This window comes from Paenibacillus sp. SRL342 (assembly GCF_984798905.1).
This window is the reverse complement of sequence record NZ_OZ481790.1, coordinates 1,689,188-1,704,083: the sequence shown is the minus strand read 5'-3', so window position 1 is coordinate 1,704,083 and position 14,896 is coordinate 1,689,188. Positions and strand designations below refer to the sequence as shown.

At 46.7% G+C, this 14,896-nt stretch carries 17 protein-coding genes and 1 pseudogene; 14 read left to right on the top strand and 4 right to left on the bottom strand.

The window, feature by feature from the left end; genetic code table 11:
• Positions 1–162: 162 nt before the first annotated feature.
• From AC4E8D_RS07640 to AC4E8D_RS07575, 14 genes and pseudogenes are all read left to right on the top strand, one after another.
• The gene (locus AC4E8D_RS07640) at positions 163–1,311 is read left to right on the top strand and encodes an RluA family pseudouridine synthase (RefSeq protein ID WP_490206021.1); all 1,149 of its coding nucleotides are present in this window, start codon (positions 163–165) and stop codon (positions 1,309–1,311) included.
• A gap of 72 nt (positions 1,312–1,383) precedes the next feature.
• Positions 1,384–1,962, top strand: a complete 579-nt coding sequence (locus AC4E8D_RS07635) for an SLOG family protein (RefSeq protein ID WP_490206478.1) — start codon at positions 1,384–1,386, stop codon at positions 1,960–1,962.
• A gap of 157 nt (positions 1,963–2,119) precedes the next feature.
• Positions 2,120–2,935 (top strand): adenosylmethionine decarboxylase, encoded by an 816-nt coding sequence (speD, locus tag AC4E8D_RS07630; RefSeq protein ID WP_237176454.1) that lies wholly within the window; start codon positions 2,120–2,122, stop codon positions 2,933–2,935.
• A gap of 184 nt (positions 2,936–3,119) precedes the next feature.
• Positions 3,120–3,530: a flagellar basal body rod protein FlgB gene (gene flgB / locus AC4E8D_RS07625; RefSeq protein ID WP_221819275.1), complete on the top strand. Its 411-nt coding sequence runs from the start codon at positions 3,120–3,122 to the stop codon at positions 3,528–3,530.
• 151 nt (positions 3,531–3,681) lie between these two features.
• Positions 3,682–4,170 (top strand): annotated as a pseudogene (locus AC4E8D_RS07620) (GNAT family N-acetyltransferase); the annotation flags it as partial.
• Positions 4,171–4,329: 159 nt separating this feature from the next.
• Positions 4,330–4,782 carry an NUDIX domain-containing protein gene (locus tag AC4E8D_RS07615; protein WP_036611088.1) on the top strand — a complete coding sequence of 151 codons (453 nt, stop codon included), beginning with the start codon at positions 4,330–4,332 and terminating at the stop codon, positions 4,780–4,782.
• Positions 4,783–4,800: 18 nt separating this feature from the next.
• Positions 4,801–5,664 (top strand): helix-turn-helix domain-containing protein, encoded by an 864-nt coding sequence (locus AC4E8D_RS07610; RefSeq protein WP_490206020.1) that lies wholly within the window; start codon positions 4,801–4,803, stop codon positions 5,662–5,664.
• A 69-nt stretch (positions 5,665–5,733) separates the two neighbouring features.
• Positions 5,734–6,261 carry an ankyrin repeat domain-containing protein gene (locus tag AC4E8D_RS07605; RefSeq protein WP_490206019.1) on the top strand — a complete coding sequence of 176 codons (528 nt, stop codon included), beginning with the start codon at positions 5,734–5,736 and terminating at the stop codon, positions 6,259–6,261.
• Between the two features lie 222 nt (positions 6,262–6,483).
• Positions 6,484–6,996, top strand: a complete 513-nt coding sequence (locus AC4E8D_RS07600) for an RNA polymerase sigma factor (protein ID WP_339183034.1) — start codon at positions 6,484–6,486, stop codon at positions 6,994–6,996.
• Positions 6,996–8,312 carry a DUF4179 domain-containing protein gene (locus tag AC4E8D_RS07595; protein WP_490206018.1) on the top strand — a complete coding sequence of 439 codons (1,317 nt, stop codon included), beginning with the start codon at positions 6,996–6,998 and terminating at the stop codon, positions 8,310–8,312. The genes AC4E8D_RS07600 and AC4E8D_RS07595 overlap by 1 nt, the downstream gene beginning before the upstream one ends.
• Positions 8,313–8,423: 111 nt before the next feature.
• Entirely contained in the window at positions 8,424–9,467 is a 1,044-nt protein-coding gene (locus tag AC4E8D_RS07590; RefSeq protein ID WP_221819268.1) for a S66 family peptidase, read from the top strand.
• A 64-nt stretch (positions 9,468–9,531) separates the two neighbouring features.
• A complete protein-coding gene (locus AC4E8D_RS07585; RefSeq protein ID WP_047842070.1) occupies positions 9,532–9,837 on the top strand; it encodes a hypothetical protein in 306 nt (101 codons plus the stop codon).
• 235 nt (positions 9,838–10,072) lie between these two features.
• Positions 10,073–10,834: a threonine/serine exporter family protein gene (locus AC4E8D_RS07580; protein ID WP_490206477.1), complete on the top strand. Its 762-nt coding sequence runs from the start codon at positions 10,073–10,075 to the stop codon at positions 10,832–10,834.
• An 18-nt stretch (positions 10,835–10,852) separates the two neighbouring features.
• A complete protein-coding gene (locus AC4E8D_RS07575) occupies positions 10,853–11,311 on the top strand; it encodes a threonine/serine exporter family protein (protein WP_339183025.1) in 459 nt (152 codons plus the stop codon).
• Positions 11,312–11,443: 132 nt separating this feature from the next.
• Here AC4E8D_RS07575 and AC4E8D_RS07570 read toward each other — a convergent pair whose 3' ends face one another.
• From AC4E8D_RS07570 to AC4E8D_RS07555, 4 genes are all read right to left on the bottom strand, one after another.
• Positions 11,444–11,950 carry a DUF2569 family protein gene (locus AC4E8D_RS07570; RefSeq protein ID WP_490206017.1) on the bottom strand — a complete coding sequence of 169 codons (507 nt, stop codon included), beginning with the start codon at positions 11,948–11,950 and terminating at the stop codon, positions 11,444–11,446.
• A gap of 137 nt (positions 11,951–12,087) precedes the next feature.
• Complete coding sequence (locus AC4E8D_RS07565) at positions 12,088–13,041, bottom strand: aminoglycoside phosphotransferase family protein (RefSeq protein ID WP_490206016.1); 954 nt, start codon at positions 13,039–13,041, stop codon at positions 12,088–12,090.
• A gap of 107 nt (positions 13,042–13,148) precedes the next feature.
• On the bottom strand, positions 13,149–13,616 hold the full coding sequence (locus tag AC4E8D_RS07560) for a DinB family protein (protein WP_339183019.1): 468 nt from the start codon (positions 13,614–13,616) through the stop codon (positions 13,149–13,151).
• Between the two features lie 175 nt (positions 13,617–13,791).
• Complete coding sequence (locus AC4E8D_RS07555) at positions 13,792–14,733, bottom strand: DUF1963 domain-containing protein (protein WP_339183017.1); 942 nt, start codon at positions 14,731–14,733, stop codon at positions 13,792–13,794.
• Positions 14,734–14,896: the final 163 nt, after the last annotated feature.

The following is a 14,896-nucleotide window of genomic DNA, read 5'->3' as shown; positions in this document are numbered from 1 at the left end:
CCTATCCTATGAATCTCACTACTCTTATGATTGGATGTATAGCAGATTGCATGAACCTATTTTTATTTGTCGACTGTTAATGGTATATTGAACTGCATAACGAAAATGAACGGATCGTATGCACACAAGCGGTACAGGCTGTTCAGAAGGAGATTACTATTCATGAATAAACGCAAACGTCCAACCAGCAAGACATCGGCCTCGGCCAAGGGGAAATCTTATACAGGTTCATCTTCAGCACGTTCCGGCAAGTCCAACTTCTCATCTGCCAAAACATCAGGTGCTTCCGCATCACGTAATACGGAGGAGAATAAGAAGCCAATAACCGCTAAATCATCGGGTGCACCCAAGAAAGCTGGAGGCAACAAACCCAAAAATGCCAGCGCATCCAAACGACCAGGCAATTCCTACTATCGCAAGCAGGAACCACCACGCCAGTACAAAGTGACCGAAAAGGATGAACTGTTGAATTTCCTGTTGCAGCATTTGAAATCAGGACGGAACGCAGTGAAGTCCATTCTGGGTCGTGGACAGGTATCCGTGGATCAGAAGGTCGTAACGAAGTTTAATGAAGCGCTGACGCCAGGTCAGATTGTCTACATTCGAAAAGAAGGTGCAGTCGCTGCTCCATCCTTGACGGGTATTAACATTTTGCATGAAGACGATGATATCATTGTGATCCGCAAGGAAGCCGGACTATTGTCCATTGCCGCAGACAAGACGGATGACCTGACGGCTTATCGCCAACTGACAGAGCATGTACGCCGCACCAACCCGCTTAATCGGATCTTTGTTGTCCATCGTCTCGATCGGGATACATCGGGTGTGATGATGTTTGCCAAAAGTGAAGAGGTGCAGCAGAAGCTGCAAAACAACTGGAAAGAAAATGTGCAGGACCGCGTCTATGTTGCCCTTGTTGAAGGTTCAGTAGCCAAAGAAGAAGGCACCATCTCTTCTTGGCTGAAGGAAACCAAAACGCTGAAAATGTACTCCAGCTCTCGTCCGAATGATGGACAACACGCCATTACACATTACAAACGTCTGAAATCGAACCGTGAGTTCTCCCTGCTGGAAGTGCGTCTGGAGACAGGCCGTAAAAATCAGATTCGTGTGCATATGGAAGATCTCGGACATCCGATTGCCGGTGACAGAAAATACGGTGCACGTACAAGAGACCTTGGCCGTCTCGGACTTCATGCACGTATACTCTCGTTTATCCATCCCACAACGGATGAGTTAATGTCATTCGAAACGGATATTCCGAAGCCATTCCTGTATCCGTTCCGTGCAGAAACTCCACCTGCGAAATAACTGCACCTCTAATGTGTGCATATATAGAAAATTCACTAATCGATTGATCATGCCTGAAAGGAGGAACGGACACTGAAAAACCTGTTAATCACCGGTTACCGGGCACATGAATTGCAGATTTTTGGACAGAAACATGAAGGTATTCCATTTATCAAGAAGGCCATTGCCTCCCGCCTCACTCCCCTTGTCGAGGATGGTCTGGAATGGGTGCTGACGCCGGGACAATACGGTGTGGATCTGTGGGCCTGCGAAGTGGTGATTGATCTGAAGAAGACGTATCCACATCTGAAACTGTCGATCATCACTGCCTTTCAGAACCCGGAGGAACAATGGAAAGAAGACAAGCAGGAGTATTACCGTTCCATCCTCTCGGGTGTGGACTATTACGGTGCGATTAGCAATCAACCTTATATCGGGCCGTGGCAGTTCACTTCACGGGATGACCTGTTGCTGCGTAAAAGCGACGGTCTTCTGCTCGTCTATGACGAAGATGCTGGAGAAGGCAGTCCCCGTTTTGTGAAGGAAAAAGCCGTGAAGAAACAGCAGAACGAGGACTATACAATCATCAGTGTCACTTCAGAGGATATTCAATCTGTAGCTGAGGATGAGCGCATGAACGATGTTATAGACTTTGATGATTCTTCATTCTGAAAAAATGTAGATCATCTGAAGTCCATTCATGCATAGCTTTCATCAGAGGGGAATCGTATTTTGAATGCCGTACATATGTTTTTTTTCGAGGCAGGTTGGGTATAAGTAGTATTATAACTGCGATGATATGTCGTATGGGATAAGGGGAACTGCAACCATGACAATTACGCCAGAGCAGCGCATTCAACTGCATGGATTTAACAACCTGACCAAGTCGCTCAGCTTTAATATGTACGATATCTGTTATACCAAAACCAAAGACGAACGCGAAGCTTACATTGAATATATTGATGAACAGTATAACGCCGCCCGGCTGAGTAAAATTCTGAGCAACGTCTCTGACATCATCGGAGCCCACGTTCTTAATGTTGCCCAGCAGGATTACGTGCCTCAAGGTGCGAGTGTGACGATGCTTGTCTCGGAAGGTCCGATTGTGGAGATCCCTGAAGAATCACTCGATGAATCTCCTGGCCCTCTGCCCGATAACGTTGTCATGCAGCTGGATAAAAGCCATATCACTGTGCACACCTACCCTGAATTTCATCCTAGTGAAGGTATCAGTACCTTCCGTGCGGACATTGATGTCTCCACTTGTGGTGAGATCTCACCACTTAAGGCGCTGAATTATCTGATCCACTCATTTGATACGGACATTATGACGATGGATTACCGGGTGCGTGGTTTTACGCGGGATACAAGCGGACGCAAGCTGTTCATTGACCATGAGATCGGCTCGATTCAGAATTATATTCCGGACGAGATCAAGAGCAGCTTTGACATGATTGACGTAAACGTCTATCAGGAGAATATCTTTCACACCAAGTGTAAACTGAGGGAATTTGATCTCGACAATTATCTGTTTGGGTACACCAAGGATAAGCTCAGCAAAAAGGAACAACAGGAGATTACGGAGTGGCTGAAGCTGGAGATGGACGAGATCTATTATGGTAAAAATATTAATCGTCCCTCTTAAAAAGGTTGTTCAACGCTGATCCATAAGGGCAAAGTCTAAGACAAGATTTCATGAAGGCAGGGTTCTTCTTTTCGGGGGGGCCTCCGGCATGTGCTTGTCTTTTTCTTTGTTATGTTGACAGTGTGCAACTTTATTTCTTATTATAGAAGTAACTGTACAATCTACAGTGAAGGAGACTGAGCCCGTGATCGAAACGAATACGACAAGACGTAACGAATCACTGTTACAAGCGCTTACTGCACAACACAATGCCATCACCAATAACATTGCCAATGCAGACACACCCAACTACAAAAAGAAAACGGTAGAATTTCAGGAAGAGTTGAGACGTATCGTTGAAAATGGCAAAACAGATCAGCTCGCCATGAAGCGGACTCATAACAAACACTTCCCTGTCAGTGATCCCAATTCTTCCATCGTACAGTACCGAATTGTCGAGAACAACGAAACTACGATGAACAATAACAACAATAACGTTGACATTGACAAGGAAATGGCGGACCTTTCAGAGAACCAGCTCATGTATAACTACATGGTTGATCGGGTCAGTGGACATTACAAAAAAATGAAGAATTTATTGAATGATCTGAAATAATTAATGTACAAGCAGCCTGAAACGGCTGCTTTTTTTTATGGTTCTTTTCCACTGAGTATAGCTCGTTTGGTGCCATTTTTCGGTATCCGCTTCTGTTCGTAGTATAATGGGGAGAAACGATTGATTTCATATCGAATAAAAGAGGTGCAACATGTCTCCACGTCATTTAAATGGATTTCAAGGTTCCAAAGTCAGATTAGCGGCCCCATGCCCGGAAGATTGCATGCGTCTCTCCCGCTTCACAGACGATTATGAATACTTGCGCAACATGGATACCGATATCGCGATCCCGTTAACGCCGGATGAGACAGGGTCTTCCTCTGTCCGCCGAGACAACGGATTTGAATTTGCATTACGTACACTGGAGGGTAACCGATTCATTGGCTTCACAGCCCTGTACCGGATTGAATGGAACAATCGCTCTGCTCGTCTGGCCATTGGCATCGGCGAAGAAAATGATCGAGGTAAAGGCTACGGAAGCGACGCTCTGGCTCTGATTCTTCGATATGGATTCCACGAATTGAACCTGAACCGGATTGCGCTGGAAGTCATCGAATACAATGAAGCCGCAAGACGTGCGTACCTAAAAGCCGGATTCCGGGAAGAGGGTCGCCAGCGTTCAGCAGTTTTGCGGGATGGCATGCATTATGACCTGATCTCAATGAGTATCCTTGCTGAAGAATGGTCGGCACAGTCTGGGCTTCCCTTATCATTCCGGTCTAATCGTACTCCTGAATCTGGGGATATGGACGCGGGTGGTTTTGCACAACCTAATGGGAACGAACAAGCTGCGCTGTCAATGTCGGAATTAAGTTCTGTTCCAAAAGGTGAATCTGAAATTTCACCTCGCATCGGCGTAGGTGCGGTCATCCTGAATGAACGGGGCGAAGTGCTTCTCGCCTGGCGGAATCGTCAGCCCGAACAGCACACCTGGAGTATCCCTGGCGGGAAAGTAGATCCCTATGAATCACTCGAAACTGCCGTCATCCGTGAAATCAAGGAGGAAGTGAATCTGGATATCGCCATTGACAGTCTGCTCTGTACGGCGGAGACGATCCAGCCACAACAGAAGGAACATTGGATATCCGTGCTCTATTCCACCAAGGTGATTGGCGGCCATGCTCGTAATCTGGAAGAAGGCGGAGCCATCGGTGAGATCGGTTGGTTCCCATTGAATGATCTGCCCTCTCCACTCGCCTGCTTCGCGGTACCTGGGCTGGAGGCTGTGAAGAAGCTGTATAACCAGAATTAAGCTTGGAGGTGCTTGCAAGTGTTGGAGATTCCTCTTCCTCGACCTGTCCCCTTCATTCTGCATGAATCGAGTTCCCAATTCGATTGGAAAGGCAGCGGCTCGTTATCACTGAAAACATTCCGTAACGGAAAAACGCTCTATGAAGCGGGCCGCGGTCACTTCGCAGTTAATAATGAGAACTATCTGCTTCTGAATGAGGGTCAGGAATATAGTCTCCACATTGATTCATCTACTCCAGTTGAATCCTTCTGTATCTTCTTCCCTCCCGGTTATGTGGAAGAGATCGGACGGAATCTAATGACCAGTGATCTTCGTCTACTTGATGAGCCGTATAGTTATTCATCCTCTAACAAGATGGAGTGGGTAGAACGTACATATGCCATGGATAATCGGCTTGGCGCAGCTCTGAATGATTTGCGGAATTTGTACAGTCAAGACACACTGGATTCCTGGGCAATAGCGGAGCAGCTTCATCTGCTCGCTGTTCACATGCTGGATCTACACCGTAATGTTCAGCAAGAGATCAACGAACTGGATATGATCAGACGTTCAACCAGAGAAGAGTTGTACCGAAGAGTGTATATCGGGCATGAGTATATCTCCGCCTACTATGATCGGCCGTTAACGCTAGAACAGACTGCAACGGCTTCACAACTATCCGTGAATCATTTTCTACGCAGTTATAAAAAGTTGTTTGGTACTTCACCCCATCGTTATCTGACCGAATGCAGACTATTGGCTGCGAAGCAGCTTTTGCTTGATTCGGACAGGTCTGTCACCCATATCTGTTATGATGTGGGCTTCGAAAGCCTCGGTTCGTTCAGTTCACTATTCACTAGACGCTTCCATAGCTCTCCTTCCCAGCTGCGGGCAAAAAGGTGATTATGAAGAAGAACCTCTGAAGAGGAACATCTATAATTACATTATCTCATCAGATGGAGGTATTCCTTTATGAATCATGCAGAACAGATTAATCAACTATTTCAGGCTGCACAGTCTGGAGATGTGGCCAACCTGCAATTATTGCTAGCTTCTCACCCGGAACTCACCAATACTGAAAATCAGGATGGGTTAACTCCGCTGGGATATGCCTCTCATTATGGACAAGCAGGAGCAGTTCGTCTTCTTCTGGAGTATGGAGCCGATGTTAACGCCCTTTCTCATTCCCGGGTTTCTTTTATTCCGTCCAATACTGCACTACATGCCGCGCTTGCGGGAGAACGTTCGCCAGAAGTTATCCGCCTTTTACTCGAACATAGGGCATCCACAAGTATTCTGGACAGCGATGGACAATATGCGTTGCACTCCGCAGCATTTCATACGGATCAGATCGAACTTATTGAGATGTTACTCCAGCATGGAGCTGATCCAAACGCGCTAAACTTAGCGGGCCAAACCGCACTGGATATTTCACTTGAGCGTGGTAACACGTCTACAGCTTCATGTCTGCTAGCAGCCGTTACAGCGCATCAGCAATAATGATTAGATTTAACGTGAGCAATACCGCGAATAACCGTCAGGACTCTTTTTGGAGTACAAAGAGAAGGTCTGACGGTTATTTGTTGTCCTGTATGTTCTCATGCAAATACGTAGTTCAACTATTATAGAAATCAGGTACATACATATTTTTCTAAGAAAACAAGAACCGTTTGAAGCTTTACACGGTCTAATACTCAACATATCCATGAAAGGAGGAGCCATGTGACCCCTTCTCAGCTCACCATCGCCGCACAAAAAGGGGATGCCGAGGCTTTTGCAGCCTTAATGGAATTACATCAGAGCCAACTGTACCGTATCGCCTATGCCTACCTGCATAACGAAGGTGATGCGCTCGAAGCGATTCAGGAATCAACGTTCAGGGCCTTCCATAAACTCAAAAAATTAAAAGAGCCCTCCTACTTTGGCACTTGGCTCATCCGCATTCTGCTCAACTACTGTGCGGACGAACGCAAACGCAAAAGTCGGTTCAGTCCCGTCACCGAGATTATTGAATCCAGCAGTTGGGATCGTCCTGCGGACCCCGATCTTGCTGCCGCCGTATCCACCCTTGACCGGGATTGCAAACAGATTATTATTCTGAGTTATTTCGAAGGTTTCTCCTTAACTGAAGTTGCCGATATTCTCGACATCCCGACCGGAACTGTAAAATCCCGATTACATCGGGCACTCGGACAGCTCCGTGATCAACTTGAAACGAAAGGAGATGTATCCTGATGACGGATGAACAAAACTCATTCGACACATTGGAAGAACGTCTGAATGCTCGCAAGACGGAGTACGAAACCATACCTGTGCCCGATGCCGCCTATCAGGCTGTGCAGTCCGGAATCCGCCAGGCTGCTCGTAAACGCAAGTCCCGGTTGCGCTGGTATATGAGTTCCATCTCGGCAGCTGCCCTCATCCTGCTGTTTACGGGATGTATCCGTGTCTCTCCCGCTTTTGCGTCCTTCGTGGAGCAATTGCCTGGCATGGAAGGCATTGTTAGCATGATTCGCCAGGACAAAGGATTAATGATGGCGATTGATCAGTCCCTCTTGCAGAAGGTCGGCGTCACCGACGAGCATGATGGTACTTCCTTGACCGTTGATGGAATTATCACAGACGAGTCACGCATGGTTATTTTTTACACGATGAAAGGCATGAAAGATCCCGAGAAATTCAACTATGATATCGATTTGCTGGATGAGAACGGTAAAGATCTTCCTGTTGCATTTAGTTATTTTTCACCTAGACCTGCTTCAGAAAATGGCATTTATGAGGATAAAATCGATGTCTCATTCACAGAATCTTTACCGCCACAAGAGCTGACCATTATATTTAAGGAACGAGGTAAGAAAACGAATAATAAGTGGAAAATCACCTTCCCCGTGGACCACAGCTTAACAAAAGGCATGAAAAAAATCATTCCAGTAAACCAAACTATGACCGTGGACGGGCAGCATATTCATGTGAAACAGGCCGTTCTGTATCCCACTCGTCTTGTACTTGATATCGAATATGATCGGAACAACACCAAAAAAATCTTTGGCATTCGTGATCTGCACTTGGTAGATGAGCAAGGCCGAGCATGGAGAACCGATTCATCTTCCATCGGAGGCTCTGGAAATTCCGTCTTTTTCGAAAGCATGTACTTTTCCACTCCGAAAAAACTGACTTTGCAAGGATCTGGCCTTTCAGCAGTGGATAAGGAGGAACTGGTTATCAGTATCGATCCCTCTTCAGGTGAAATACAAGGCGGCCCATCGAGTTTGAAATTGCTGCAAAGCACGGTCCAGGGCAAAAATCTGATCCTCGAGTTTTCAATTGCAGATGCTCAAAATGCTACATCAGGGCTATCATTTACCAATATTGAGGACAGTAAAGGAAACCCCTTCGACATTAATGAAGTAAGCTGGAGCCCTTCCGTCTTTGAAGCAAGAGTTGTCATTAAAAATGGAGCCGCAGCCAAAGGAGATCTGACAATGGAAATATTCTCTTACCCTGATCAAATTCGTGCACCGTTCTCTATTGAAATTCCTGTGACTCCCTAAAGAAAATGTAACAGCCATAATTGCAAGCCACACGACGTATTCATGCACTATAATGAAAATATTAAACAACTACATTAAATTGATATGTTTACAGGAAAGGGTGTTTCCGCAATGAATAATCGTTCCATCCGTTATCCGCAACCACTCGCGCAAGGGGACATGATCGGTGTGGCAGCACCCTCCAGCGGTGTAGGCGAATCCCTGCACCATTACCTTGAGGAGAGCAAACGCAACATGGTGCGCCTTGGTTTTGGCGTGATGGAAAGCCCGTCGCTCCGCCACAATACCAAATGTGTTAGTGCCTCCAAAGAAGAACGCGCCGAAGAGATGAATGAATTTTTCCGCAATCCAACTATTCAAGCCATTATCCCTCCATGGGGCGGGGAGTTTCTCATGGATATCCTCCCTCTGCTGGATTGGGAAGCTTTGAAATCATTACCGCCCAAATGGGTCATGGGATACTCGGATATCAGTACCTTCCTGTTCGCCTATACTCTGCTCACTGGAACAGCATCAGCACATGGCACCAATTATGTGGATCTAAGATCAAACGCCCTCGATCCCGTGACTGCGCGCTGGATTGATGTGTTACAGACCAAATACGGCGGACAGATCACACAATCGTCTTCCACACATTATCAATCGGCATGGAAACCGGAATCTCCTGGATTTAACCTGGACACACCTTCGCGCTGGAAACAGCTCGGCCACTCGGAAGATGCAGATACCGCTGTGTCGTTCTCCGGTCGGCTGATCGGTGGCTGTATGGATACGATCTCCAGTCTGATTGGCACGCCATATGCACCTGTTGCATCCTATCTGGATCAGTACTGTGCAGACGAAGGAACGATCTGGTATCTGGAAAGCTGTGAGATGAATGCGGGGGATATCTACCGTCATCTGTGGCAGATGAAACAGGCTGGCTGGTTTGCAGGTGTAAAAGGTTTCATGTTCGGCCGACCTGCGGGTTATTCCGATACAGCCGATTTCAATTTCACCGATGCCCTATCCTCTGCACTTGGGGATCTGGATGTCCCTGTACTGTACGATGTGGATCTCGGCCATGTTCCGCCCCAACTCACCTTTGTGAATGGAGCATTAGGCAAAGTCGCCTACGAAAATGGACGCGGGAGCCTTGAGATGGCGTTTGTGTAATCACCTTTTATAGGCAGATGCATACCTTGAAGTAAGAACTTATTTTGAGGAAGGGTTGTGCATCATGTCTGAATCCACATCCACGCCGTCCACACGTGTCGTGTATCAAGCCAATCAACCGATGCTTCAATCCGTGCAAAGTGTGCGGAATATGCTTCATCATACAGCCCGGCAGCATGTAGGCAAGAAGGTACAAGTCCAGAATATCGATGGGCAAGTGTGGGAAGGTGTCATCATCAGTGCAGACCGGGGAATTTTGTATCTCCAGGTTACCCCGATGCATGGATATCCTGAACCGCGCGCCTTGTTTGGACCAACGATTTTGCCGCTTGTGCTGTATGAATTGTTGGTTATCACACTCTTGATGTAGGGGTATTGTACTTCCATATCCGAACCTGTTCCAAGAAGCTTCGCTCCTGAGATCTTCAAGTCTTGGGAACGAAGCTTTTTTATGGTCCCGGCCATGGTGCGGTATGATTCCTTGCGAGCGTGTGAAATATGATACAATGGTGTCGCACCACCCCATATCTCATATGAAACGGAGCTTGATCCGGTTGGAATACATACGTCATGATTCATCACCCGTATCACAAGCCGAGACGGGTATGATTGGCAGCAACCCTACTGAACAATCCCGCGTGATTGCAATCTGTCTGCTCGCAGGCAAAATCATGCTGCAAAGCGGTGGTGAAACCTACCGTGTGGAAGATACGATGAAACGTATGGCGGCTGCGCTGGGTTTACCCCATTCGCACAGTTACGTTGTTCCGACAGGCATTTTCTTCTCTGTTGATGCAACCGAACCCGCCAAGCTGATTCGTATCTCCGAGCGTACGACGGATCTGGACAAGGTGTCTGAGGTGAATGCAGTCTCCCGCCGCATTGGGCAAGGTGAGCTATCCGCTCAGGAAGCTCATGATCTGTTGGTACAGATCGAAGGCAAGCCCTCCTCCTATTCAACGGCGGTGCAGCTTACGGCCGCAGCGTTATCCAGTGGTTGTTTTACCATTATGTTTGGCGGGGGCTGGAGCGACTTTCTTCCGGCGTTAATCTGCGGGGGCATAGGTTATGCAGCCGTTATTGCCTTTCACAGGTTGGTGCGGGTCAAATTCTTTGCCGAGCTTACGGCATCCTTTGTTATTGGCTTACTCGCTTTTCTCCTGATCTACATGGGAGTAGGTCATGAACGGGACAAAATCATTATTGGTTCGGTTATGCCACTGGATCCGGGGCTGCTGATTACCAATGCTGTACGCGATCTAATGGCCGGACATCTTGTCTCCGGATTATCCAAGGGAGCCGAGGCATTTCTGACCGCCTTTGCCATAGGTACCGGCATTGCAGTTGTATTTTCACTTTTTATGTAAGACGGAGGAATGCAGGATATGCTCCATTTTATTGAACAAGCCTTGACCAGTTTTGTCGCTTCAGCCGCGTTTGGGATCATCTTCAACGCACCACGGCGCATGCTGCTCCACGGTGGATTTGTCGGCATGATCGGCTGGATCATCTATATCGTGCTTGAATATGCAGCGGATGCGGTGCCTGCTACACTTGCAGCGACCATAGCCGTAGGTGTCATCAGCCAGGTATTCTCTCGCATGTTTCGCGCACCTGTCATCATCTTTAGCGTCGCAGGCATCATTCCTCTCGTTCCTGGTGGACTGGCGTATAATGCGATGCGAAGTTTTGTGCAAAATGACTACAGTGCCGCTATGGAGATGGCCGCCAAAGCACTCATGTTATCCGGAGCTATTGCCGTAGGCCTGGTGCTCTCCGAGGTATTAAACCAGATGATACGCCGAATTCCCGCCTCAATTCGGGAACAATCATCATCGAAATGATTATTCTTTTCATATATTCAACACACGTAAAGGCCCGTTAGCATACAGGATGATCTCTTGTATAGCAACGGGCCTTACGTGTCACTATCCTATAGAGCACTATAGTGCAGTGAGACAATCGAAGAAGTCTATTTACTTCACAAACGTATTTTTCACACGTACCGACCTCAGGAAATATGGAATGAAGATACAGCACGTCAAAATGGATCGTACGATCAACTGAAAAGCCGGAGTTGCATCAAGCACATGCTGTTCTCTTGGGATTTCATTGCGCGCAATCAGAATCCACGTCACGATGCTTATGATCACATTCATCAGGTACATCACCATCATCATACGCGGAAACTGTCTCTTCCGTTTATATAAAAGAATGAGATTCACGATAACGATCATCAATAGAATGGTACTGCTTATGAAACCAAACCACAGGAGTGGACGGATCATCTCCGTGTAAATCTGAGGATCGACACCACGGTCTACTTCCCATCTGGCAGGGTCCATGATGACATTCACCTGCGATACATCCGAAATGAGAAACACCAACGCAAACCAAAGACTGATCTGGATTAAAATAAGCCATCCGCCCAATCCGGAGATACCAGGCAGCTCTCCATCCGAGTTCATGTGTCTATTGTTCATTTCATCCTCCTCATACCGAATATTAAACGTCTTCAGTAATAACCGCTTGTGCCTAAGTTCCACTTCGTTGCCTGGCCTTAAATATAATCTTCTGATCCGGGTATACCTTAGCATAATCTGTTGGCTATGCTTTTCCCTTACCTGTTCAAAGTATACCACCGAGGGATGAAACTGCGAAAATCATCATGATCTTCACGGACACGTTCGATCTTGGTCATCATCTCATGTGTCTCTTCCGGCTTCACCTGCTGAATCCACACCACAGAAGACACCAGCGCCATGGCCGTATACAGTGAATACAATCTCCAGAATAACTCATCCGGTTCATTGCCATCGAAATAACCCTGAATTTGACCTATGGAATATGGAATACTGATCTCCGAAGCAAACAAACCCAGCTTCAAAAATTCATGAATGGGATCACCTTGATCATAACGATTAAAATCAACCACTCCTGCGAGTTTATCATGCTTAACGACGAGATTGCTCGGGTGAAAGTCATCATGCTGAAATCCATCTGGACGATTTTTCATCCAACCAAGATGGTCTGCAATAAACGTTAGAATAACATGATCCTCTTTCATCACGATAGGGCACTGTTTATAGCGCTCCACGTAACGTTGATGCTTGGTGCTCTTGCGTATGTACCATGATTCGATCTGTCCCTCCATCGGCAACTGGTGAATCAGCTGTAGCTGCACTCCTGCTTCCAAACCAACCGCCCACTGCTGCTGTTCATTCAGCTGAGGCAGTCTCTCGGAAGCATCTTCGCCTTCAATGTAGCTAAGAATCATATATCCGTTCTTCTCATCCAATCTACCTGTGCCCAACGTTGCTGGACACAGTACACCTAATTGTTGCATGCTCTGCAAATATTGATATTCCCTTTGCTTCATCCATTCCTCAGCAATATCATACACCCTCACCAGCACATGGCCTTGACCAGGGATAAACATTTTGAATTTAGTATCTGCTGAATAACCCTTCATAACAGGTTCAATCCGCGTGGCCTGACCAAGTTCAGGAATCTGTTTTAACCTGTCAATTAACGTATTGTCCATCGATGCATTCCATGTATCGTGTTGTTCCACGTCCCGAATCCTCCGTTATTTCACGTATGGCGTGTAGTATCGTCGGTCTATTCCCACTTTAACCCATGATATTTCCTATAACATGCTTATATGTATTCTATCCGTTTCTATTTAAAAAGTACTGATTCGGGTTCTTTGCCCGTCAGGGTCAGCATCGTATACAATTGTCCTCTGTGATGATATACATGCCCCATAATCTCAAGTAACCACTCCAGCCGACTATAGGAAGCTCCCCAGTACGAATCCGTCACATGTAATAACTCTTCCGTGTTAAACTGCCTGTACCGTTGGTATAGATACATCTGGTTATCAATCAAAGCCTGCTTGATCTCACCGAGCGAATGCGCCTGATTCTCTGCATAGAATTGAGCCATCTCTTCCTCCGATGCACCTTCGGAAATATAAACATCCGCTCGGCAGATCACAGACAGATGGGCTAGTAATTCTCCAACAGGCCGTTTACCTTCAATTGGAGTCAAAGCCAAATCTTCTTCCGACAACTGATCACATATATCAATCAACGATGTTACGGCCACGTCAATATGTTTGAACGCAGATTGAATCAACAGACACACTTCCTTTTTATCCCATTATACAGAACATATGATCGGTTATCAACCAAGATATCCCTCCCTAATATATAAACAAGTTATACCTCAAATTTATCAATCTACGAACAAAAAAGTCCTTCCTCCTTCTTATAGACGGGATTCAGGACATTTTGTTGCCTATTTGTTTTCAAATCTTTGCTCAACTTGAGTATAACGAACAATACGTTTGCTCGAATCGTCCAGCCTCCAAGTCAGACTTGCGAATGAAAAATTGCAGTTCCCCGCAATCCCACCATTGGAAACCAATAGCATCATGCGTATCTATCTTCAACAGCAGCAGCGTATCGGATAGTTCCTGCCATGTCCGATCCTCATCACCGCCGTAATGCTTGGTCAGCTTCTTCTCACACTCCTGCTCATTATAATCGTACTCTTCTCCCAGTGCGATCTGTAACAAGGCACGATGCTCGGCATCCGGATGCTGCCCGTCAGGATATCCAAACATCCCACCCCAATTCAGCGTACTTGGATGATTCCAACTCGACTCGAATTCAAGGTAACGGTCATACAGACTCACTTCCGCTTCGGCCTCATCGTTCTCAAGCCTCGGCGGCGAGAGCTCATTCAGCCCGTTGGAGTCAATATATGCATATGTAGGAAACTCAAGATTAGGCAGCACAGTCACCGAATGTGCAACAAACGGTGCTCCATCCAGCGCGGTATCACCCTCAGGTTCTCGCCTTATCAGGTTATGAGAACTTGGCTCAAAAATCACACGATGTTCAATGGGACAAGCAGATTCATCCGTGCCAATGAAAAAGTATAACATTCCACGTTCAGGCAAAGTCCCGCGCCCATCATTCGGCGTATACGGCGACAAATCCACCAGGTTCAGTTGGGCCAGGAAAGTCATTAGAACTCCTTCTTGTGTTACGGGCCATTCCATGCGACTTGGCAAATCCGGATGTCCACCCACACGTGAGTTTCCTGTTCTGCGATATTCGTCCAGTGTGGATACATCGAGGCGAATTCCCCAGCGGCTTGAAGACAGCAGCAGATCGGCAGCAACTCCCAAACCATATTCCTCAAGTGTTTTACGGGCTTTTCTGGTCAGACGTTCACATTGTTCTGGCTTAATCATATAGATCCTCCCCTTTTGACAATACACCTATGCTGAGACATATTCAGGTTCACACCTGTATATTCTTCCGCCCGGACGTCTTTCCCTGCTTCTATATAAATTGAACTTAAGAATATTTTACACTTACCACTCCGATGACAGAACAACCTTCCGATCGCTGTTA

Excerpts from the sequence above, each read along its gene's own strand:
- AC4E8D_RS07570 (WP_490206017.1), bottom strand. The coding sequence starts at position 11,950 with ATGAACAATAGACACATGAACTCGGATGGAGAGCTGCCTGGTATCTCC.
- AC4E8D_RS07585 (WP_047842070.1), top strand. The coding sequence starts at position 9,532 with ATGTCTGAATCCACATCCACGCCGTCCACACGTGTCGTGTATCAAGCC.
- AC4E8D_RS07595 (WP_490206018.1), top strand. The coding sequence starts at position 6,996 with ATGACGGATGAACAAAACTCATTCGACACATTGGAAGAACGTCTGAAT.
- speD (WP_237176454.1), top strand. The coding sequence starts at position 2,120 with ATGACAATTACGCCAGAGCAGCGCATTCAACTGCATGGATTTAACAAC.
- AC4E8D_RS07615 (WP_036611088.1), top strand. The coding sequence starts at position 4,330 with ATGTCGGAATTAAGTTCTGTTCCAAAAGGTGAATCTGAAATTTCACCT.
- AC4E8D_RS07640 (WP_490206021.1), top strand. The coding sequence starts at position 163 with ATGAATAAACGCAAACGTCCAACCAGCAAGACATCGGCCTCGGCCAAG.
- AC4E8D_RS07605 (WP_490206019.1), top strand. The coding sequence starts at position 5,734 with ATGAATCATGCAGAACAGATTAATCAACTATTTCAGGCTGCACAGTCT.
- AC4E8D_RS07555 (WP_339183017.1), bottom strand. The coding sequence starts at position 14,733 with ATGATTAAGCCAGAACAATGTGAACGTCTGACCAGAAAAGCCCGTAAA.
- AC4E8D_RS07590 (WP_221819268.1), top strand. The coding sequence starts at position 8,424 with ATGAATAATCGTTCCATCCGTTATCCGCAACCACTCGCGCAAGGGGAC.
- AC4E8D_RS07580 (WP_490206477.1), top strand. The coding sequence starts at position 10,073 with ATGATTGGCAGCAACCCTACTGAACAATCCCGCGTGATTGCAATCTGT.
- AC4E8D_RS07575 (WP_339183025.1), top strand. The coding sequence starts at position 10,853 with ATGCTCCATTTTATTGAACAAGCCTTGACCAGTTTTGTCGCTTCAGCC.